This is a genomic window from Bradyrhizobium manausense, from assembly GCF_018130615.1.
Classification (GTDB): Bacteria; Pseudomonadota; Alphaproteobacteria; order Rhizobiales; family Xanthobacteraceae; genus Bradyrhizobium; species Bradyrhizobium manausense_A.
Genome location: NZ_JAFCKB010000011.1, coordinates 173674 through 194128 on the forward strand (window position 1 = coordinate 173674; position 20455 = coordinate 194128).

The window sequence follows — 20455 nt, forward strand, 5'->3', positions numbered from 1 at the left end:
ACAGTGATAATCGACGTAGCGCCGAAACCGTGCGTCGCCTCAATTCGGCACGACGAACTGCCACGGCAGCGCGAGCCCGCTGGTCGCCGAGCGCGCAACGAAGCCCTTCGCTCGCCCGCCCCTTTGCGGCATGACCATCGTCTTCGCTGGATCATCACGGTTGGCTCGACAAAGAGGCCGCAATCGCCCCTGACGCAGCCGCAGGCTCCCGTCTCGACCGAGACACCGAACGTCGGGCGCCGAGCCGGAACGCGATCTCGCCAACTATTCCCCGCCGGAAGACCATGACGCAACCGATGAAAATCATCCCGTGGACGATGTTCACCCAGGATCCAAGCGAGGCCAGGTAGTTTTCCATGCCGGCGACGATGATCGCGCCGAGGATGGGACCGGATAGCGTACCTACGCCTCCGAGAATCGACATGAGCAACGCATGGCCTGACATCGACCAATGAACGTTGGTGAGGGAGGCGAGCTGGAAGACCAGCGCATCCAGTGCCCCTGCGACGGCAGCTAGAACCGCTGAAAGCACGAATGCCAGGAGCTTGCAGCGGTCCGTATCGTACCCCAAGGAAATGGCTCGCGCTTCGTTTTCACGAACGCTCTTCAAGACATAGCCAAAGGGGGAATTGACGATGCGCCAGATCGTTATCAGGCCCAGCAGCACAATGGCGAACACAAAATAATACATCGTCAGCTGGTTTTCGAGGTTGATCAGCCCGAACAGATGGCCACGAGGCACCCCCTGAATGCCTTCGTCATTGTGAGTGAATGGAGCCTGGACTGCGAAGAAGTAGACCATCTGCGCCAAGGCAAGCGTAACCATCGCAAAATAGATGCCGTGCCGCCTGATCGCGAGATAGCCGAACGCCAGCCCCATCATGCCTACGACCGTCATCGCGGCCAAAATGCCAAACATAGGATCGAAACCCATCGTTTTGACGGTGTAGGCAGCAACATAGCTGGCGGTCCCATAGAACGCTGCATGGCCGAATGACATGAGGCCGCCAAAGCCGAGCAGCAGATTAAAGGCGCTCGCGAAGAGGGCGAAACAGAGCACTTTCATGCCGAACACGGGATAGACCACGAATGGCGCCGCCAGTCCCGCTGCGATGCTGACGGCGACTAGCGTCCGACGGACAGCTACGTTCATGAAGTCCAGAGACACGTCGCCGGAGAGGCTGCTGTTCGGAGCTTGCTGCTCACTGGTGCCGAACAAGCCCGCCGGGCGCAACAACAGCACCAGGACCATGATGACGAATACGATTGTGGTCGAGGCTTGAGGGTAGAAGGTCTTGGTCAAGCCTTCGGCGATCCCGAGGCCGAAGCCGGAGATGATTGCGCCCTTGATAGAGCCCATTCCGCCGATGACAACCACGGCAAAAACCACGATGATGATCTCCGAACCCATCTGCGCGTTGATTGAATAGATCGGAGCCGCCATCGTGCCCGCCAATGCCGCCAACGCGACACCGAAACCGTACGTCAACATGACCAGCTTTGGGACGTTGATGCCGAAGGAGCGGGTCAGATCCGGCCTTTCGGTGGCCGCTCTCAGCACAGAGCCCAAACGTGTCTTTTCGATCAGATACCAAGTGGCGAGGCAGACGGTCAGGGAAATGCCGATCACCCACAGGCGATAGGCTGGGAGGTAGGTGAAGGCGAGTTTCCAGCCTCCGGCCAGAGCGCTCGGCACAGGGTAGGTGTTGCCGGATGATCCCATCCGCTGGCGCACGCATCCCTCGATCACCAGGGCGAAACCGAAGGTCAGCAGCATTCCGTACATGTGGTGAAGATGGTACAGGTGCCGTATGAACACGCGCTCCAGCACGACGCCGAAGCTTCCGACAATCAGCGGCGCGAGGATGAGTGCCGGCCAGTACCCGACGCCCAGCCAGGTCAGCAGCACGTACGAGCAGAGCGCACCCATCATATACTGGGCCCCATGTGCGAAATTCACGATCTGGAGCAGTCCAAATATGATGGCGAGGCCGAGACTCAGAAGTGCATAAAAGCTTCCGTTAATCAGTCCAATGAGCAACTGACCGGCGAGTACCGGCAGCGGCGGCATGAAACTCATTAGCTCTGTCATTTGTGTCCTTCGCGGGTTCCAACCCTGATCTAAGTCTGGCCGATTTCTCAGACGGAGAGATAAGCAGTCACTCGCGGACTACCGCTGTCAAATTCCTCAGCCGGAATCATGTCGACCACTCTGCCATGCTCGACGATGTAGTGGCGGTCCGCGATACCTTCCGCAAAATGCGAATTCTGCTCGACCAGCAGGATGGTATATCCACGGGTCTTGAGCATACGGATTAAGTTGCCAATCTGCTCAACGATGACCGGCGCGAGGCCTTCGGTCGGTTCGTCCAACAGCAAGAGTTTGGCACCGGTGCGGAGAATTCGTGCGATGGCGAGCATCTGCTGCTCTCCTCCGGACATTCGAGTGCCGTAGCTCAGGCGGCGCTCGAAAAGATTCGGAAAGGTCTCATAGATTTCCGAAACGCTCATCCCGCCAGGCGCCACAATCGGCGGAAGCAGCAGGTTTTCCTCGACCGTCAGGGTCGCGTAGATGCCGCGCTCTTCCGGACAAAAGGCAATCCCCATGCGACCGATTTCCTCCGGCCGAAGCGCGGTGCATTCCTTTCCGCGAAACTGCAATTGACCGGATCGTCTGTCGATCAAGCCCATGATCGACTTTAAGGTGGTCGACTTGCCGGCGCCATTACGGCCCAGGAGTGTGACAACCTCGCCCTCCAGCACCTCAATCGACATCCCGTGCAGGGCTTGCGAGTCGCCGTACCAGGCGCAGAGATTGGTGACCGAAAGCATGCGTTCCGACCGTTCGTCCTTAGGCATGAGCCGATCCTATGTAAGCCGTCCGGACTTCGGGATTTTTCGATATGTCCGCGTAAGAACCTTCAGCCAGCACTCGGCCTCGGGCCATAACTGTGATTGCGTCGGACAGTTCGGCGACAACCGAAAGATTGTGCTCAACCATCAAAACGGTGTGGGTTTGATTCACCTGGCGGATCAGGTTGGAAACCACACCGATGTCTTCTCGCCCCAGCCCGGACATCGGCTCATCGAGCAAGAGCAGCTTCGGATCAAGAGACAGAGTAGTAGCGATCTCCAACGCGCGACGTCGGCCGTATGGCAGGTTCATAGCCACCTCGTTCGAGACGTCCGACAGGCCGACCGAGCTCAAAAGTTCGTCGGCCCGGTCGTCAAGCTGATCAAGCATGCGACCGCTACGCCAGAAATGGAAGGTCGTCCCGAGGCGGCGCTGCAGCGCCACCCGCAGATTGTCCCGAACCGTGAGATGAGGGAAGATCGCGGAGATCTGGAACGACCGTACCATACCCATCCGCGCCACATGGGAAGGCTTACGAAGGGTGATGTCGTACCCGTCGTAACGGATCTCACCCTGCGTTGGCTGAAGGAACTTTGTAAGAAGATTGAATACAGTCGTTTTACCCGCGCCGTTTGGACCGATGAGCGCGTGTATCGTGCCGCTTCGCACGCGGAGATTTACGCCTCGAACGGCGTAGAATCCCCCAAAGCTCTTGCTCAGGCCCCGCGTCTCCAAAATGTTCGCGTTCATCTGCGTTCGCCTCAAGTCTACGGGATTGTGCGATGAAGTATCCACACCCTAACGAGTCATCTGGCCGCCTTGACCAAGGGACACTCGCTATCCTTGATCGGCAGGAAGGCATCCAGCGCCGGCACGGTGCCCAGAAGCTCCATGTAATCCGACTTGGACGAGGAGGCGCCCGGCGCTTTCACCTTGCCGATATAGATGTCCCGGACCAGCTGGTTGTTGGCGAGGATCTTGGCATTTGACAGCGCGAAGCCTTCGGCTGGAATTTCCCGCATTTTGGGAATCACAACAGAGGCGTCAGTGGTGCCAGCCACCTTCACCGCCTTGAGGTAATGTGTGATCGCCTCGTAATCGGCCACGTGCGAGAAAGAGGGAACAACACCGGTGCGCTCCTCGAACCGCTTAGCCCAAGCCGCGGCCTCAGGGTTGAGGCCAGGGTAGAACGGCGTCGAAAAGATAATACCTTGTGCCGTATGCAGCCCTATGGCCATGAGGTCTGTCGTAAACAAACCCACAGCCAATAGATTCTTGCCACCTGCAATCAGGCCGAACTCCTGAGCGGTTTTGACGACATTGATCATGTCGCTACCGCCGGCAGTGAGGACGATGTTGTCGGCCCCCGACCCTTGCGCCTGTAGCAGATAGGAGGAGACGTCGCCCGAGGCCACCGGCACACGCACGGAGCCGAGAAGCTTGCCCCCGCCTGCCGTAACGCCAGCTTCCGCGCTACGCCGCAATGCTTCGCCCACCGCGTTATCTGGAACGAACACGAAGGATGTCTTGCCCTTGTGCTCGGTAGCGTAGCGCGTCAGCGCAACACCCAGCGCGTACGCGTCCGGCGACCAATGGACTGCATTGGGTATGCACTTCGATCCGGCCAAGTCAGGCGATTGCGCGATAGCCTGAATCAGAGCCTTGGCAGGTCGGGAGCGGGCGATCTCCTGCACGGCCAGGGCGACGGAAGACCCCGGCAGCCCTGTAATGACATCGACGTTGTCTCTGTCGAACCACTCAGCGGCAATGGCCGAGCCCACACTAGGCTTGTTTTGATGATCGGCCGATACCACCTCGATCTTTTTGCCGAGGACAGTGCCGCCGAAATCCTCCACGGCCATCTGCGTCGCGGCGAGGCCATACTTGCCATCGACATCAGAAAAGGCCGAATTCATGTCTGTCAGGTGACCGATCTTGACAGCGCCGCCCTGCCCTAGAGCCGCTCCGGCGGAAAACATCGTGAGCAATGCAACAGCGGCGGCCGAGCCAAACATGCGAGCGCCCGACGCGCTTCTCTTGAATCCGATCATTATCTGCATCCTCCCTTTTCTGTTATTTGCGGCCGGCGTATCCGGCTTTTTATTTTAGATGCACCAGCTTCGAACACCTAAGCTGGCGGAATTCGGGTCAAATCCGGCGGCCGCCTAAAGTTAGCCCGCCAATTTTCGCCGAGCGCCCATCACACGTGGTTAGTTCGCCTGCGGTCAATTCTGAGACCGGCTCTCTGCCGAGACGCACAACGCCGTTCCATTTCACAGCGTCGACGCCGCCATCTGCTTCGCAGAGACATAATGAGGGAAAACTGACCTCCACCTGCGCCTCACCTCCCATCTTCGACTCGCCTCACGCCAAACTCGCTTTGTGCGGGTCGATCAAAGGCACTTCTTGAGAAAATTGAATTTGTTTCTTCTTTGCGGTGCTTGGACCGGTCACCACGACCTCGTCGCGTTCCGATCGCCCGATCTGTGAGGCAGTTCCGCACTACAATATTCATCTTAGTTACACTGATCAGTATGACTGTATATTTCTGACCTGTCAATCCACTTCTTGTCATTATGCTGCAATACTGCGGCGTCGGCATATCCACGGCGGCGATCGCTGCAGCTGACAATTGCGTAAGCCTTCACATCATCACGCGAAAGCAGATGACAGCCAACTATCGCTTCGCTTATCTTCAATACCGCACCGCAAACGTACATTCGTGCAGCGCACCCACGGATCGAATCGCGGCGAATATTTTTCTCGGATCTAGGGAACAGAAATGTCGGAGCTACCGTCCTACTCGAATATGCCCGCACTTCATCCCGCGAGGACTGCGCTGTTGCTGCTGGATCTGCAGCTTGTCTGCCTGGAAAATTGGGTTCCTGAAACACAAGTCCCGACGCTCATCGAACGCACGTCCAAGCTTCTGAAGACAGCAAGAGCCGCCAACTTGCTTGTGGTTCACGTGAAGGTGGGGTTTCGCACCAACTATCCGGAGATCAGCCCTCGCAATAAGTTGTTCACCTGGCTGAAAGAGAATCAATTGTTTGCTCCAGGAAGTCCCAGTGGACAAATCCATCCAGCTTTGGCTCCGACCGATTTCGAGCCGGTTGTTGTAAAGCACCGAGTGGGCGCTTTTACAGGAACCGACCTTGAAAGGATTCTCCGAGCAAACGAGATTGACACCGTCATCATCGCCGGAATATCGACAAGTGGCGCTGTACTCTCAGCGGTGCGCCAAGCATTCGATTTGGATTATCGGCTGGTCCTCGCGCAGGACTGTTGCGCAGACCTCGATGCCGAAGTGCAAAAGGTCGTTGTTGAAAAAATAATTGCGGCTCACGCGACGATCGCGTCGGCTGCACAGATCGTGAGGGCGATACAAGTTGGCTAAGTTGTTAGTGAACGGCGGATGGTCGTCACAAGCCTCCTATCGCGCGACGCGACAGCCCTCCAACATGGAACGCCTTGATCTCGAGATACTCGTCGATGCCATACATCGATCCCTCGCGCCCCAGGCCTGATTGCTTGATGCCGCCGAACGGGGCGGCTTCCACCGACACTGAACCGGTATTCAGTCCCACCATCCCAAATTCGAGTTGCTCTGCCACTCGCCAGGATCGTCGCAGGTCGTTCGTGTAGAAATATGCTGCCAATCCGAAGGGCGTCGCATTGGCGATCGCTATCGCCTCCTCTTCGCTTCCGAAGCGGAACAGCGGTGCAACGGGTCCGAAGATTTCTTCTTGCGCCAGGCTCATCTCGGGTGTCGCGTCGGTCAAGACCGTCGGCAACACGAACAGGCGATTGTGCGTCGTCGAGCCGGTCAGCATCCTGGCGCCATGTGCGAGCGCGTCGTCCACGATCCGGACGATCTTGCCCACAGCGGTCTCGCTGATCATGGGCCCCATCGTGATGCCCTTGTCGAGACCGTTCCCGACCACGATTTTCGCGGCCTCTGCGGCGAGCCGCTCGGCAAAACGCTCATAGATTCCTGACTGCACGAGAATTCGGTTCGCGCAGACGCAAGTCTGGCCGCCGTTGCGGAACTTGGAGGCAAGCACGCCCGAGATCGCCAGATCGAGATCCGCGTCGTCAAAGACGATGAAGGGCGCGTTCCCGCCAAGTTCGAAACTGACCCGCTTCACCGATCCGGCGCATTGCGCCATCAGGATCTTGCCGACCTCCGTCGAACCGGTAAATGAGAGTTTGCGGACGGTCTCATTTCCGGTCAGCTCGCCGCCGATTCCGCTCGGCAAGCCTGTCACGACGTTGATCACGCCCTTCGGAACGCCAGCGCGTTCGGCCAGAACCGCGAGCGCGAGCGCCGAGAGCGGCGTCAACTCGGATGGTTTCACGACTGTCGGGCATCCGGCTGCGAGGGCCGGCGCCAACTTGCGGGTGATCATCGCAACCGGAAAATTCCACGGCGTGATCGCGGCGGACACGCCAACGGATTGCTTCAGAACCAGGATGCGCCGGTCCGATTCCGGCGCCGGGATCACGTCCCCGTAAGCACGGACAGCTTCCTCGGCAAACCACTTGACGAAGCTCGCCCCATAACGAACCTCACCCCGCGCCTCGACAAGAGGTTTACCCTGCTCCAGGGTCATTATCGTCGCGAGGTCGTCCTCATTCTGAAGGATCAGGTCGTGCCAACGCATCAGAAGGTTGGCACGGTCGGCTGCTGGTCGGCCGCGCCAGCCTTCCCATGCCTGGTCGGCTGCAGCAATGGCCGCACGGGTCTCGGCTGCTCCCAGGGCCGGCACGGACGCGACCCACTCGCCCGTAGCCGGATTGATGACTGGAAGGGAGTTTCCGTCAGCGGCCTCGACTAGCTGACCGTCCAGGTAGGACTTTTCAACGAGCAGAGCGGCGTCGCGAATATGAGATCGAGGGGACATGATTGACTGTCGGAAGTGAGGATAGTGTCGGTCAAGGCGTCACTGGCAGAGCGCAATCAACCAAATGATTGCGCGCTCACGCCAAGCGCCGGCTTTGATTGTTCGCAGCTTTCCTCGAGCCGGGGCTATCTCTTCGCGGCCATTCGGCCGAAGCATCGCCCGTCGCAGCGATCGATCTCGACCATCGTCCCGAAAGGTCGCGACAGACCGTCGAGGCGCGAGAGAATGCGCTTCCCCTCCTCGACGTCCGTCAGCATCGGCGTTCCCCGGCGGCTTCTTGGAAGGCCCGGCCCCATCGTAATGGGATGGAGCTCGGACGTCGCCAGTTCGCCGTCCGCGAAGGTGAATTGAGCCACGACGGACTCCCAGAAAAAGGGCTGCTTCTGGTAGCCCGTCACTGCATCGTAGAGATCAGCAGTCGTCGACGACAACGGCATGCCCTGCTGCTCGTACACCTCGAGCGGAAACGCGGCGGTCGCCTCCAGATTGAAGATGAAGTTGCCCAGCGAATAGCAGATCGGCCGGTTGCGATAGAGTTCGACACCACGCAGCATATGGGGTCCGTGCCCGAGGACGGCATGCGCGCCGGCATCGACGAGCCTGTGCGCGAGCGGCTGTAGGAATTCGGCAGGAACATCGGTGTTCCACCGCCCCTGTAGTCCCTCGTGACAGTGAAGAGCGACGACGACAAGGTCCGCCATTCGGCTAGCCTCGTTGACAACGCTCGTCAGCGCCTGCACGTCACGTTCCAACGCGTCCGTTTGAACCCTGGGATTGTCGTCAGCTACGAAATGCACGCTCTCTACCGCAATGCCGCCAGGCGGCGGCGAGTCATAGACGTTACGATCGGGGTAAGGGAAGTGGATGCCCGGAGCCGTCGTTCCGGTCGAGGCAATGTTGACACCGGCCTCAGCCAGCATGTCGCGCAAAGCGCCGAACCGTTCCGTCTTGATGTAATGGGTCTTCTGCAAGCGCACCGGTGCAATGCCCGGCCGGCCGGCGTCTCCGATCCCGATATCGGCGGCGAGCGCCAACCTGGCGTTGCTCGACCCCGCCGCGATAAACGCCACTCGTCCTCCCGCGGCGTCGAAATAGCACGGTTGCCGCGCCTCACGGAGCGTGCGTCCCGCTCCGGCGTAGCGCATGTTTCTGCTCTCCAATGCCTCCAGCGTCGCGACGAGGCCATCGGTGCCATAGTCCGTGGCGTGGTTGTTGGCCATTCCATAGAGGTCGATGCCGAGAAATTCGTACTCCGAGAGCAGGCCCGGATCCGCCCCCATCGGCGTGCCGTGCATCGTCGTCGACGGATGCCGACCACGCCCTGGATACGACATCTCGACGTTGGTGATCGTCACATCCGCTCCTCTCAAGAGCGCGACGAGTTCACGGAACCCATCATTCGGCGTTGCCGAGATCGCATGAGTCAACATGGAGTCTCCGGTGGCAAGCAGCTTCACCTCGGGCATTTGCGGATTTCCTTTCTTTGCGCGCCTGCGATGCGCATCGTCATGCTAGGCTTAAAAGCTGGCTGGACCTCGACTATAGGTGATTCAGTCCGACTTCGGTCGATGTTCGGTGGGCACCTCGCCGAAACTCAGAACCTGGTTCTTTGAGGAAGAGCGGCCGCGGCCGCATCTTGCTCAATCTCGCTGAGCTCGCGCCACCCGCGAGCAGCACACCTGCCCCACTCAGGCCGATGACACCGGCGGGTGCACCCGCCAACGCGACGCCCAAGTGCCCGCCGCGCGCCATCCACAATGACTCGGCGCGGCACACCTGACCTGACTTACAAGGTTCAATACCGTTCCTCCCGGCCCCGTTGCGGAGCGTCGAAATGTTCCCTATATACTGATCAGTTTAACTGTCTATATAGCAGCATGTCAACGCCAGTAAGTCGAGCGCGTTAAGCGATTCGATTCATGGCGTTCGATCAGCGGCATTCGAACGACTTCGAAGCGATGCTCCTTTTGACGGCCTGCACATAGGAGACTCTAGGCTGAACTCGAGCGAGCGTGGGTGCTCCAGTGATTTAGTGCGCACTGACACGCGATTGAACGGCTCGTCCGTTCATACATGAACTATACGATCAGATCATCCATGTCATGCGACTGGCGACCTTGCATTACCTATCGGATGAAGGACCAGAGCAGGGCTTTTCAAATGGCGGCGGCTTTTACGCATCGGCTTCATTGCTGAAGACGTCGGAGACAGGTCCAATGCATCGTGTGTTTCAGAATTTCATCGATCTCTTGTCGACAGCAAACACTATACAGGACTTTTCTACTGCAATGGCGGAGACAGCGACCGCCTTAGATCTCTCTTGCTTCGCTTATCTTGCGTTGCCGCGGGCCAATGAACGGAAGCCACGCCTGATCTCCACCTATCCTCCCGGTTGGACAACTCACTACTTGCAGAACAGCTATCAAATCATCGACCCAGTGATTAGAGAGGCGCTTCAGAATGTTGAACCCTTTAGGTGGGGAGTTGATTTCCAATCGCGGTTTGGTTCGCCGGCGCAGCAGCAACTCTTCGACGAAGCCGCGCAATTCGGAATCCGGTTTGGCTTCACTGTGCCGATTCACGATGGGCACGGTCCGGTCGCTGCGCTGACGTTTGCCACGGACGAAACAAGGCCGCGATTCGAGCATTTCGTCGATTCGCATGGACGAGTTCTTCAGCTTATGGCGATGTATTTTCACGCCCATGTCCGCCGCAAGCTTTCGAACGAATTTAGCGTGGACAGAATACGCTTATCGCGTCGCGAATTCGAATGCCTGGAATGGGCTTCACAAGGGAAAAGCGCTTGGGAGATCGGGTGCATTCTCGGCATCTCGCGCAACACAGTCGCATACTACTTGGAGAATGCGAAAGAAAAGCTAGGTGTTCGCACGATCGCGCAAGCGGTGACGCGGCTTGCCGCTGCAAATAAAAGAAAGCAGAATTAGGACAGGCCTCCCCTACAACTATAGGTAATGATTCCGATCATCAATCTCGCTTCAAAAGGTGGCGAACACCTTTGGAGGAATGATGATTCAGCTGATCACAGCATCTTCGTATGGAGAGTTTTCCGACACGCTCGTTGCGATGCACCGGTTAAGACATCGTGTTTTCTAGCTGCGCATGGCATGGGAAGTTCAGACAAGTGGCGACATGGAGATCGATGATTTCGATGCGTTGCATCCCGACTATCTAATCCAGATAGGTGAAAACGGTCAGGTACAAGGTTCCGTCCGCCTGCTTCCCACGCTTGGTCCGACCATGCTTTGCGATACTTTTCCCGCACTTCTCGAAGGCCAGCTCGCGCCCTCAAACTCTCTCGTCTGGGAAAGTAGTAGATTTGCGGTCGATGTTTCGGCGGACGCTCCAAAAGGAGATCACGGTATCACTCGCGCTTGCTACGAGCTGTTTGCGGGAATGGTCGAATTCGGGCTCTCACGAAGACTCACTGACATCGTTACCGTCACGGATGTCCGAATGGAAAGAATTCTTCGGCGGGCCGGTTGGCCACTGCGACGCATTGGCAGTCCTGCCATGATCGGCAACACCGTGGCCGTGGCCGGTTACCTTGCGATCTCAAGCGAGATCCTCGCCCGGCTCCGCAAGGCCGGAGGTCTTTCGACACCGGTTCTCTGGACACCGGTCATGTTTGCCGCCGCCTAGAAAGTCCCACGCGCCGAATGAGATAAAGGCCCTCCGCCTCGAGCGGGGAGTTCCCGTCTTGCGGTTTGCTAGAGCTTTGAAAAATGACAGAAACCGGGATCAGGAGCGATCGGCGGAGCGCAACGAGAACCATTGACCTGCAGCAGCTTCGCCTGGCTGTCGTCGCTTGTGACTGCGGCAGCTTTCGGCGGGCCGCAGAAGCGCTTTCGATCAAGCACAACGTCCTCAGCCGTTCTATTGGTCAACTTGAGTTTCTGGTCGGCGCGTCACTGTTTGATCGCTCCAGCGGGGGAATCAAACCTACTCTCGCAGGTCGCTCGGTTCTGAGAATTGCGCGGCTGATCCTTGAGCAGGTGGACATGCTCGTTGATACCGGGAGATCCGGTGGTCGCGGCGAAACGGGCCATCTTGTCATTGGCTTCTACACGTCCATGTCCACTGGCAATCTGCGAGCTACGATATCTGAGTTTAAGAAGCTACTCCCGCAACTTGAACTGGCAACGATGGAACGCTCTCGCTCCCGTCTGATGACCGCACTGCGTAACGGCACCGTCGATGTTGTCATCAGTCCTGGACGTCTGCCTTCGAAGGACACCAGATCACTACTGCTGTGGAGCGAGCGCATTCTGATCTCCCTGCCCGAGGATCATTGCTTGGCAGCACGCGAGATCATCTACTGGACCGATTTGCGTAACGAGAAGATCCTCCTGAGCGAGTATGACCCTGGACGAGAGTTCGGGGATCTTCTGATCTCGAAGCTCGTACGCCCCGACGACCGCCCTAGGGTGGAGCGCCACGATGTTAGCCGTGGCATCATCAAGAGCCTGACAAGTATGGGTATGGGGCTCAGTCTCGTAATGGAATCGGATATTGGTGCAAGCTTCGCTGGCCTCGTGTACCGAGAGTTGCAGGACGGATCGGGACCAAGCCGGGTCGACTTCCATGCGCACTGGCGCGACGACAATGAAAATCCGGCTCTGAGGCGTTTCCTCGATCTGCTGGCAGAGCGCTATCCCTCACCCCCGCCGGCTTTCGGAGAGTGACCGGTTCGCCTTGCCTTTGCAAATCCGCGGTCCGTGGCCATGAAGCGGGCCAGCATGGGCGCTACCAGCTTTGCTGGATCGATCCGCTGCCCGCTTTCCCGCGCCATAGCCTCTGCATAGGCGACGAGGTCCCGATGGACTGACGCTGGAAGCTCAGCGGTGATCTTGACCGGCTTGTCGTCTGGCAGTGCTCCTATTCTCAGCTTGACCATCCTCTATCCTCCGTAAGGCGCAAGTATCAGGTCACGATTGACGACAACGCGCACCGGAAAGCCGGGCCGCACGGTCAGTGTGGGCTGGATATTGAGGCTGCGCCGAACCACCTGCTGCCCGGTCTGGTTCAGTGAGTCCGAGGCGCCGTGTCGCAATGCTTGGATGATTGCGCTGTCGTTGCTGTTGGTGTCCGAGCCGGCCCCCAGTTCGGTCCCGACAGCCAGAAACGTCGAAAGTGCCGCAGCCTTGAAGAGCTCACCCCAGTGATTGTCGACCTGGTCTTCGAGGCCTGCATACCCAGCGCTGTCAGCGCCTGGCTGCCTCTCGAGAACGATGGAACGTCCGTTTGGCATGATCAGCCGGGTCCAGACGAGCAGGACACGCGACTGGCCAAAAGTGACCTGGCTATCGTAGATGCCGATCAGACGCGCACCCTGAGGCACAAGCAGAAAGCGGCCGGTCGGAGTGTCAAAGACGTTCTCGGTTACCTGCGCCGTGATCTGGCCCGGCAGGTCCGATCGTATTCCGGTGATCAGGGCTCCCGGAATGACCGTCCCGGCCTGCACGATGTATCGTGAAGCTGGCTTCGTGATGCGGTCAGGGCTGACCGTGCGACGGTCCACGGATGCGGACACGAAGGCAAGCTTCCGGTCCTGACCGTTCTGCACAAATCCGTCATCGCCTGTGCTGGACGCGTTCGGCGACGTCACGCGCTCGCTTCCAGGAGACGCAGTGGCGGACGGATGCACGCCTCCTCCACTGGTCGAAGCGAACAAATGGCTGATGCGTGCTGCCTCGGTCTCCTGATCTCGGCGCTGCTGTTCCGGATCACCCCCGATTGTCGGCGCCTGGCCTTGAGCGGCAAGGATCGGTCGGCCGAGGTCCCCAGGAAGCGGCGGACCAAGCTGCGGGATTGCCTGACGTGGAACGCCAGAATAGTCCTTTGGCAGCATCGTGATGCCGTCGGCAACATTGTGATGGTCGGTGCTGTAAAGCTCATCGGCCGCCTGGTTTCGGGGACGATTGTTCTGTAACGACCACAGCACAGTCCCCGCGATGACGAGCAATGCGACCGCGCTGCCGCCTGCCAATACCTTCCGTGACAATCTAGTCACGCGCGGATGCTCTGCTCTCAAGTGGAAACCTTCGGACTGCTCCCCTTGTGTCTCCGAGGGAACTGCTTGGTCGTGATCGTTTACATTCTGAGTGTTCAAGACGACGGCCTCCCGTCGGTCCTAACAATACGGACCCTCTGCTGGTGCTCGCCGCCAAGCCGCAGTTCGGCGGCAGCAAACAGCCGATCGACGATCAATACGTTGGCGTAAGCGCGATAGTTGACGAGTTCGGTCTTGCCGTCTGGACCGATGACGAAGAGAGGAGGCATCTCGCCTTGCACGATGCCCGCCGGAAATTCGATGTAGACCTTGCGGCCATCGTCATAGGCGGCGAGCGGCCGCCAAGGAGGACTGTCCCCTTCGATGGCGTAGCGGGAGATGCGCTGCGCCGGCTCCGGAATAACGGGCTTCAGAGCGACCGAACGCTGTCGTTCCCGTGCAGTTTCTGGATAGTACCAGGCAACAGAAGGCATGTATGGCCGTTCGCGGGAGCGGAGTTCGATCAGGTAGGTGCGCCGGTCAGTGTTGACCACTAGGTTGGTGTCGATCGAAGCTCGGGTCGGCTTGACCAAGATATGGACTCGCCGTGTGTCACCGCTGCCGCTCTCGGTATCGCCCACGACCCAGCGTACGGTATCTCCGGCCGCTATCGGCCCTGATCCGGTCAACTGCTCTCCCTCCTCGAGTGCGATATCCGTAATTTGTCCTGGTGCGGCGTAAATCTGATAGAGCGCGCCAGGACTGTAGGCGTAGATTTGGGCTGCGTTGAAATACCCTCGCTTGCGCGGTTCGACCCGGGCTGCGCTATTTGCTGTCTCAACCCGGCTCACGGGTTCAGCATCTTCCTTCCCTCCCGACTTGCCGCCGAGAGCCGGTTTCCAGAGGGGCGGAACGTGAAGCGGTCGTGATCTATCGTCGAGAGCCACTGGCGTTGCCGGCAACGGAGGCACTTCAGCGTCATAACTGATCTCCGGCGGAATGTAGGTCGCGCACCCACCGAGCACAGACGAGCTAAGCAGAAGAGCGGATAGAAGTGCACGCTTCGAGCTCACGAACTCGGGCCAAGCCGAGTTGAGCCTCTTTTGCTGAAGGGAACCTCTCGAAGAAACGTCAGACGGCGTCTTGGTCACTGATCCAACTCCTTTGACCAGTTGATGGCGCGGACATAGACGCCAAGGGGATTCTTGCGCAGACGTTCGGCATCGCGCGGCGTCTCGATCACGATTGTTAGGATTGCAGTCCAGCGCTCAGTCGAGTTCAACGAGCCGTTGTCGTAGGTGCGTTGAGTCCATGCGACCCGAAAGCTCTCTGAAGATGCGCGTATGACGCTCGAGACGTCGACGGAGATTTGCGCCTTGCCCAGCTTGCCAAAGGGATCATTGTTCCGCGCATAATCGTTGAGCGCGGCGGCCCCGCGATCGGTTGTAAAGTCATAGGCCCGGAGCCAGTTTTGGCGCAGGACTATGCCGTCGGCCGGCAGACCTCTGACATCCTCGATGAAGCGCGCCAGATGGTACGCGATCTGAGCGTCTGTAGGCTGATAGTCGATGTTGGCGGGCGCAACCCTTTGAGCCTGGCCGAGATGATCGACTTCGACCACCCAGGGCATGATCGAGCCTTGGCTGGATTGCCAGACAAGGCTGCCAGCGAGACCGGCCGACAGCATCAAACAGCCGAACGCCATTAGGCGCCAGTTCTTGGCTTGCACGCGCGCTGATCCAATGCGTTCGTCCCAAACCTGCGCGGCCTTTTGATAAGGCGTTGTCGGCTCGGGCATGCGCCCGTAGTGAACTGATGGTCGTTTGAACATCGATGGTTGCCCCTGATATCGAGTGATCGGTTTCAAGTTGTGCGATAGGTGGATTTGAGGCGCTTGCTGTGCGGCGGAGTTGCAGTGGTGCGTCTCAGCGTTCTCCTTCGGACAAATCGATGGAGGAGCCACTGCCGCCATGATCCCCCGAGCGGACGGCGTGGCCAGCAGCCGAGGCACCATGCCGAATGGTCTCGGCACGCTTCATGCGGCGAGCCCAATCAGGCTGTCCTTCGGCCGGGGCGCTCGCGCCATGCTCGCTTGCTTGGCTACGTCCGAAGGCAGCCGAGGCTCGACGCAAAGGACTCGTTGCAGCCGAAGCGCCCGCCTCCGCGACGCCGGCAAGGCCGCCGCTTCGATAGGCGGCCGTTGCTCCGCTTATAACTGCGCCGCCACCGCGTGCGGCGCCTGCAATCGCACCGCCAGCGAGACCAGCACCGCCGGCGGCAAGACCTGCACCCGCCGCAACAATGCCGCCAGCAGCAAGGCCTGTTCCGATCGCGGCGCCAGCACCGAGTTGAGGTCCGCCTGACACCAGGCCGTTTGCGATACCCGGACCGAAGATGCCGAGGCCCAGCAAGGAAAGCGCCGCGAGCACCAACGTCATCGCGTCTTCGATGGTCGGCTGTGCACCGCCGAAGCCTGCGGTGAACTGCGAGAACAGGGTGGAACCGATGCCGACGATGACGGCCAGGACCAGGATCTTGATGCCGGAAGATATGACGTTGCCCAGAACGCGCTCCGCCGCGAAGGCGGTCTTGCCGAACAAGCCAAAAGGAATGAGCACGAAGCCGGCCAGCGTTGTGAGCTTGAACTCGATCAGGCTGACAAAGAGCTGGATAGCCAGAATGAAGAAGGCGAGCAGCACCACGACCCACGCGAACAGGAGAACGACGATCTGAACGAAATTCTCGAAGAAACTGATGTAGCCCATCAGGTTTGATATCGAATCGAGCAATGGTCGGCCGGCATCAAGTCCGACTTGGGCGATCTTGCCCGGCCGCAGGAAATCCGATGCAGAGAGGCTTGCGCCCGATGCTTTCAGTCCAAGACCTGCAAAGCTCTCGAAGACGATGCGCGCCAGGCTGTTCCAGTTACCGATCAGGTAGGCAAAGATGCCTACGAAAAGCGTCTTCTTGACAAGGCGCGCGATTATGTCCTCGTCCGTTCTCCAACTCCAGAACAACGCTGCAAGCGTAATATCTATCGCGGCAAGGGTCGTTGCGAGATATCCGACCTCACTCCCCAGCAGCCCGAAACCGTTATCGATATAACGCGTGAACGTTTCAAGGAACTGGTCAATGATCCCCGTACCAGTCATGGCTTGCTCACCTCAGGGGCCGCCGGTAGCGGATATCCTTGCGGCATCCGGCTTTGGTCCTTTGGAACTGGCGTCACGCCGGCGGCGGAATCGTCGTGGCCAGCAACTACGGCACCGTCTTTCTTGCCAAAGAAGCGACGGCGGTTTTCGGCCCAAACTTGCTTGCAATGCTGATAACCCGCTGCTTCCTCCGCAGAGACGCTGCGGCAGCGCACTAGGTCAGAGCTGGTTGCATCTGTCGTCTGCTCCGCCTTCGGTCCCGGCGGAGGACCGTCTCCGCCGCGAAGCTGAATCGTGCAGGCAGTGACGACCAACACGCCAATTGTCGTAAGCAGCGACAACGCCTTGAATGCCCGGATGTCGGTCATCAGTGGAACATCTGCACGTTGGATGATTGATAGCCCTGCCCTGGCGTGAGAAACCGCCGGAGCTGTTCGCGGCCCTGGTCTTGGGCCGCCGCGCGTTGCGCGGCTTCAAGGCTCTGCGCCCTTCCCTGTGCCGTCACGACAGCCGTAAGGTCGGCCAGCTGCTGCGCATTCAGTGCGAGAATCTGATTGCCGGCCTGTGTTGCCTGCAAGGCGCCGCTAGCGCCCTGACTTGACGTCACGAGTGCAGACGTCTGGATTCGATTGGTGTCGAGGTTGCCAACGATGCCGGCCTGGACGCGAAGGGCGTCCTGCGTTGCGGCATAGGAATTCTGCCAGCGCGATTGAGCATTGGCGATCAGCAACTGATCCGACTGGCTGCTGGTAGCTGGCGCGTAGCTCGTCGAGAAGGCGTGATCGATCTGCTGGACGTCGTAGGCAATGCGCTGGGCTTGGGCCAGCAATTGCTGAGTCCGCTGGATCGAGGATTGTAGTTGCTGTAGCGACGAGTACGGCAGGTTTGCCAGGTTCTTTGCCTGGTTGATCAACATCTGCGCCTCGTTCTGCAACGAGGTGATCTGATTGTTGATCTGTTGCAGCTCTCGTGCGGCAGTCAGGACGTTCTGCACGTAATTGTTGGGATCGAAGACGATAAGCGCCCTTGCTGGCACCGTGGCGCCCAGAATCAGCGCGACCGTGCCAGCGGCCGCCAATAGACCAAGGCGCCTCATAGCGATTTCTCCAGATTGACGAGATTGGGGATCAGGTCGAGGGCCCAGGCGACGCCACGGTGCTGGAGCCAAGCCGACACAAAGCCGTCAGGTCCATGTTCGGCATAGAGTTGCGCGATGACAGCCTGGTCGGTCTTTGAAGAAGCTGCCGTAAAGGCGAGCGCGACTTCACCAAGCCCAAGTTCGAACATGCGGTTGCCCCGGCGCGACTGGCAGTAGTAGTCGCGCTTTGGTGTTGCCCGGCTCAAGAGCTCGATCTGGCGGTCGTTGAGTCCGAAACGGCGGTAGACGGCGGTGATCTGCGGTTCGATCGCCCGTTCGTTCGGCAGTAACAGACGAGTTGGGCAGCTTTCGATGATCGCCGGCGCGATCGCGGAGCCGTCGATATCCGACAACGACTGGGTAGCGAAGATGACGGACGCATTCTTCTTCCGAAGCGTCTTCAGCCATTCGCGGAGCTGGCCAGCGAAATCCTCGTCGTCGAGGGCAAGCCAGCCTTCATCGACAATGAGGAGTGTCGGCCGACCATCGAGACGATCACCGATACGATGGAAGAGGTACGCCAGCACGGCCGGGGCGGCGCTCGTTCCGATCAAGCCTTCGGTCTCAAATGCCTGGACCGACGCCTCGCCGAGTCGCTCGAATTCGGCATCGAGCAAGCGGCCGGATGGACCGCCGAGGCAATATGGCTGCAAGGCGCGTTTCAGAGAGTTCGATTGGAGCAGGACTGACAGGCCAGTCAGGGTGCGCTCCTCCCTCGGCGCCGAGGCGAGGGAGGTGAGCGCCGACCACAGATGATCCTTGACCTCCGGGGTGATCTCGACCTTTTCCCGTGCCAGGATCGCTCCGATCCATTCCGTGACCCATCCGCGCTCATTAGGATCGTCGATCCAGGCCAATGGTTGCAGAGCGACAGGGTCTTCGTCCCCGTCAGACAACGCACCGCCGAGATCATGCCAGTCGCCGCCCATGGCGAGCGATGCCGCCCGGATTGAACCACCGAAATCGAACGCAAAGACCTGCGAGTTCGGATAGCGCCGAAATTGCAGCGCCATCAAAGCGAGCAAGACCGACTTGCCGGCACCTGTCGGCCCTACCACGAGCGTGTGGCCGACGTCGCCGACGTGAAGGGAGAATCGAAATGGGGTCGATCCCTCGGTCTTCCCAAACAGGAGCGGCGGACCCTTGAAGTGCAGATCCCTCACCTCGCCGGCCCATACGGCCGACATCGGAATCATATGGGCGAGGTTGAGGGTCGACACCGGTGGCTGCCGCACATTGGCGTACACATGGCCCGGCAAGCTACCGAGCCAGGCTTCGACGGCATTCACCGTCTCGACCATGCAGGTGAAATCGCGGCCTTGAATGACCTTCTCGACCAAGCGGAGCTTTTCGTCGGCGGCATTGGGGTCACGGTCCCAGACAGTGATAGTCGCAGTGACAAAAGCTTGTCCGATCTGATCTGACCCCAGTTCCTGCAACGCAGCGTCGGCATCAAGCGCCTTGTTGTGGGCGTCGGTATCGAGCAGCGTCGACGCTTCGTTTGTCATGACCTCCTTGAGGATGGCGCCGATGGATTTCCGCTTGGCGAACCACTGCCGCCGAATCTTGGTCAACAGCTTGGTGGCATCGGTCTTGTCGAGCATGATCGCTCGGGTCGACCAGCGATACGCGAACGCCAGGCGATTGAGGTCATCCAGAATCCCCGGCGTCGTCGCTCCCGGAAAGCCGACTATCGTCAGGACCCGCAAATTGGCCGAGCCCAACATCGGCTCGAGCCCGCCGGTCAGCGGCTGGTCGGCCAACAGCGCATCGATGTACATGGGAATCTCGGGCACTCGAACGCGATGCCGCTTGGTCGAGATCGTCGAGTGCAGATAGGTCAGCGTGTCCTGATCATCGAGCCAGGCGCATTCCGGCATGAACCCTTCGACGAGTTGAAGCACGCGGTTGGTTTGGTCGATAAATCCGCGGAGGATCTCGCGCGCGTCTGCCCCAACGCTGCGATCCCGGCCCTCATAGAGAAGTCGTTCTGCCTTGGCAGCCCCCTCCTCCGGTGGCAAATAGAGGAAGGTCAGGAAATAGCTGGACTCATAGTGGGTGCCCGCCTCTTCAAACTGAGCTCTGCGCTCCGCGTCGACCAGCGCGGATGCGACATCCGGAAAGGTGCTCGGAGGATAGGCTCCTGCAAAATGGCGCTGCGCCTCAACGAACACGGCCCAGCCGGATCCCAGGCGACGCAAGGCGTTATTCAAGCGACCGGCGACGGCGACAAGTTCAGCCGGCACTGCGCTGTCGAGGTCAGGCCCCCGGAACTTCGCCGTCCGCTGGAACGAGCCGTCCTTGTTCAGGATGATGCCCTCGTCGACCAGGGCTGCCCAGGGCAGGAAGTCGGCGAGCCGCGCGTTGGAATGGCGATATTCGGCAAGGTTCATCATG

At 59.3% G+C, this 20455-nt stretch carries 17 protein-coding genes and 1 pseudogene; 4 read left to right on the forward strand and 14 right to left on the reverse strand.

Features of this window, described 5'->3' with window-relative positions:
• Window positions 1-154: 154 nt before the first annotated feature.
• The 4 genes from JQ587_RS21790 to JQ587_RS21805 are packed head-to-tail and all read right to left on the reverse strand — an operon-like array spanning window position 155 to window position 4905.
• Entirely contained in the window at window positions 155-2080 is a 1926-nt protein-coding gene (locus JQ587_RS21790; RefSeq protein WP_212426622.1) for an ABC transporter permease, read from the reverse strand.
• Between the two features lie 59 nt (window positions 2081-2139).
• A complete protein-coding gene (locus JQ587_RS21795) occupies window positions 2140-2859 on the reverse strand; it encodes an ABC transporter ATP-binding protein (RefSeq protein ID WP_212426623.1) in 720 nt (239 codons plus the stop codon).
• Window positions 2852-3604, reverse strand: a complete 753-nt coding sequence (locus tag JQ587_RS21800) for an ABC transporter ATP-binding protein (RefSeq protein WP_212426624.1) — start codon at window positions 3602-3604, stop codon at window positions 2852-2854. The genes JQ587_RS21795 and JQ587_RS21800 overlap by 8 nt, the downstream gene beginning before the upstream one ends.
• Window positions 3605-3660: 56 nt before the next feature.
• Entirely contained in the window at window positions 3661-4905 is a 1245-nt protein-coding gene (locus JQ587_RS21805; RefSeq protein ID WP_212426625.1) for an ABC transporter substrate-binding protein, read from the reverse strand.
• Between the two features lie 791 nt (window positions 4906-5696).
• Between JQ587_RS21805 and JQ587_RS21810 the strand changes: the two genes are divergently transcribed.
• Window positions 5697-6251 carry a cysteine hydrolase family protein gene (locus JQ587_RS21810; RefSeq protein ID WP_212426626.1) on the forward strand — a complete coding sequence of 185 codons (555 nt, stop codon included), beginning with the start codon at window positions 5697-5699 and terminating at the stop codon, window positions 6249-6251.
• Window positions 6252-6276: 25 nt separating this feature from the next.
• On the opposite strand, the gene JQ587_RS21815 is transcribed toward JQ587_RS21810, so the two are convergent.
• Both JQ587_RS21815 and JQ587_RS21820 read right to left on the reverse strand, forming a co-directional pair.
• A complete protein-coding gene (locus JQ587_RS21815) occupies window positions 6277-7758 on the reverse strand; it encodes an NAD-dependent succinate-semialdehyde dehydrogenase (protein ID WP_212426627.1) in 1482 nt (493 codons plus the stop codon).
• A 125-nt stretch (window positions 7759-7883) separates the two neighbouring features.
• Entirely contained in the window at window positions 7884-9224 is a 1341-nt protein-coding gene (locus JQ587_RS21820) for a CapA family protein (protein ID WP_212426628.1), read from the reverse strand.
• A gap of 750 nt (window positions 9225-9974) precedes the next feature.
• Here JQ587_RS21820 and JQ587_RS21825 point away from each other — a divergent pair.
• The 3 genes and pseudogenes from JQ587_RS21825 to JQ587_RS21835 all read left to right on the forward strand — a co-directional run bounded on the left by JQ587_RS21825 (window position 9975) and on the right by JQ587_RS21835 (window position 12461).
• Window positions 9975-10703, forward strand: coding sequence for a helix-turn-helix transcriptional regulator (locus JQ587_RS21825; RefSeq protein WP_212426678.1), 729 nt, complete (start codon window positions 9975-9977; stop codon window positions 10701-10703).
• Window positions 10704-10785: 82 nt separating this feature from the next.
• A pseudogene (locus tag JQ587_RS21830) lies at window positions 10786-11418 on the forward strand (acyl-homoserine-lactone synthase).
• Window positions 11419-11501: 83 nt separating this feature from the next.
• Window positions 11502-12461 carry a LysR family transcriptional regulator gene (locus JQ587_RS21835; protein ID WP_212426629.1) on the forward strand — a complete coding sequence of 320 codons (960 nt, stop codon included), beginning with the start codon at window positions 11502-11504 and terminating at the stop codon, window positions 12459-12461.
• On the opposite strand, the gene JQ587_RS21840 is transcribed toward JQ587_RS21835, so the two are convergent.
• The 8 genes from JQ587_RS21840 to trbE all read right to left on the reverse strand — a co-directional run bounded on the left by JQ587_RS21840 (window position 12428) and on the right by trbE (window position 20454).
• On the reverse strand, window positions 12428-12673 hold the full coding sequence (locus JQ587_RS21840) for a DUF2274 domain-containing protein (RefSeq protein WP_212426630.1): 246 nt from the start codon (window positions 12671-12673) through the stop codon (window positions 12428-12430). The genes JQ587_RS21835 and JQ587_RS21840 overlap by 34 nt on opposite strands.
• 3 nt (window positions 12674-12676) lie before the next feature.
• A complete protein-coding gene (locus tag JQ587_RS21845; protein ID WP_212426631.1) occupies window positions 12677-13888 on the reverse strand; it encodes a TraB/TrbI/VirB10 family type IV secretion system protein in 1212 nt (403 codons plus the stop codon).
• On the reverse strand, window positions 13885-14919 hold the full coding sequence (gene trbG, locus JQ587_RS21850) for a P-type conjugative transfer protein TrbG (protein WP_212426632.1): 1035 nt from the start codon (window positions 14917-14919) through the stop codon (window positions 13885-13887). The genes JQ587_RS21845 and trbG overlap by 4 nt, the downstream gene beginning before the upstream one ends.
• Window positions 14916-15599, reverse strand: coding sequence for a conjugal transfer protein TrbF (gene trbF, locus JQ587_RS21855; RefSeq protein ID WP_212426633.1), 684 nt, complete (start codon window positions 15597-15599; stop codon window positions 14916-14918). The genes trbG and trbF overlap by 4 nt, the downstream gene beginning before the upstream one ends.
• Before the next feature lie 94 nt (window positions 15600-15693).
• Window positions 15694-16920: a P-type conjugative transfer protein TrbL gene (gene trbL, locus JQ587_RS21860; RefSeq protein ID WP_212426634.1), complete on the reverse strand. Its 1227-nt coding sequence runs from the start codon at window positions 16918-16920 to the stop codon at window positions 15694-15696.
• Window positions 16917-17288: a putative entry exclusion protein TrbK-alt gene (gene trbK-alt, locus JQ587_RS21865; protein WP_212426635.1), complete on the reverse strand. Its 372-nt coding sequence runs from the start codon at window positions 17286-17288 to the stop codon at window positions 16917-16919. Before trbK-alt ends, trbL begins: the two co-directional genes overlap by 4 nt.
• Window positions 17288-18016, reverse strand: coding sequence for a P-type conjugative transfer protein TrbJ (gene trbJ, locus JQ587_RS21870; protein ID WP_212426636.1), 729 nt, complete (start codon window positions 18014-18016; stop codon window positions 17288-17290). Before trbJ ends, trbK-alt begins: the two co-directional genes overlap by 1 nt.
• On the reverse strand, window positions 18013-20454 hold the full coding sequence (gene trbE / locus JQ587_RS21875) for a conjugal transfer protein TrbE (protein WP_212426637.1): 2442 nt from the start codon (window positions 20452-20454) through the stop codon (window positions 18013-18015). Before trbE ends, trbJ begins: the two co-directional genes overlap by 4 nt.
• Between the last annotated feature and the right edge of the window lies 1 nt (window position 20455).

What these genes read in the sequence shown, in the direction of transcription:
- JQ587_RS21790 (WP_212426622.1), bottom strand. Translation starts at nt 2,080, where the DNA reads ATGAGTTTCATGCCGCCGCTGCCGGTACTCGCCGGTCAGTTGCTCATT.
- JQ587_RS21795 (WP_212426623.1), bottom strand. Translation starts at nt 2,859, where the DNA reads ATGCCTAAGGACGAACGGTCGGAACGCATGCTTTCGGTCACCAATCTC.
- JQ587_RS21800 (WP_212426624.1), bottom strand. Translation starts at nt 3,604, where the DNA reads ATGAACGCGAACATTTTGGAGACGCGGGGCCTGAGCAAGAGCTTTGGG.
- JQ587_RS21805 (WP_212426625.1), bottom strand. Translation starts at nt 4,905, where the DNA reads ATGATCGGATTCAAGAGAAGCGCGTCGGGCGCTCGCATGTTTGGCTCG.
- JQ587_RS21815 (WP_212426627.1), bottom strand. Translation starts at nt 7,758, where the DNA reads ATGTCCCCTCGATCTCATATTCGCGACGCCGCTCTGCTCGTTGAAAAG.
- JQ587_RS21820 (WP_212426628.1), bottom strand. Translation starts at nt 9,224, where the DNA reads ATGCCCGAGGTGAAGCTGCTTGCCACCGGAGACTCCATGTTGACTCAT.
- JQ587_RS21825 (WP_212426678.1), top strand. Translation starts at nt 9,975, where the DNA reads ATGCATCGTGTGTTTCAGAATTTCATCGATCTCTTGTCGACAGCAAAC.
- JQ587_RS21835 (WP_212426629.1), top strand. Translation starts at nt 11,502, where the DNA reads ATGACAGAAACCGGGATCAGGAGCGATCGGCGGAGCGCAACGAGAACC.
- JQ587_RS21840 (WP_212426630.1), bottom strand. Translation starts at nt 12,673, where the DNA reads ATGGTCAAGCTGAGAATAGGAGCACTGCCAGACGACAAGCCGGTCAAG.
- trbF (WP_212426633.1), bottom strand. Translation starts at nt 15,599, where the DNA reads ATGTTCAAACGACCATCAGTTCACTACGGGCGCATGCCCGAGCCGACA.
- trbL (WP_212426634.1), bottom strand. Translation starts at nt 16,920, where the DNA reads ATGACTGGTACGGGGATCATTGACCAGTTCCTTGAAACGTTCACGCGT.
- trbK-alt (WP_212426635.1), bottom strand. Translation starts at nt 17,288, where the DNA reads ATGACCGACATCCGGGCATTCAAGGCGTTGTCGCTGCTTACGACAATT.
- trbJ (WP_212426636.1), bottom strand. Translation starts at nt 18,016, where the DNA reads ATGAGGCGCCTTGGTCTATTGGCGGCCGCTGGCACGGTCGCGCTGATT.
- trbE (WP_212426637.1), bottom strand. Translation starts at nt 20,454, where the DNA reads ATGATGAACCTTGCCGAATATCGCCATTCCAACGCGCGGCTCGCCGAC.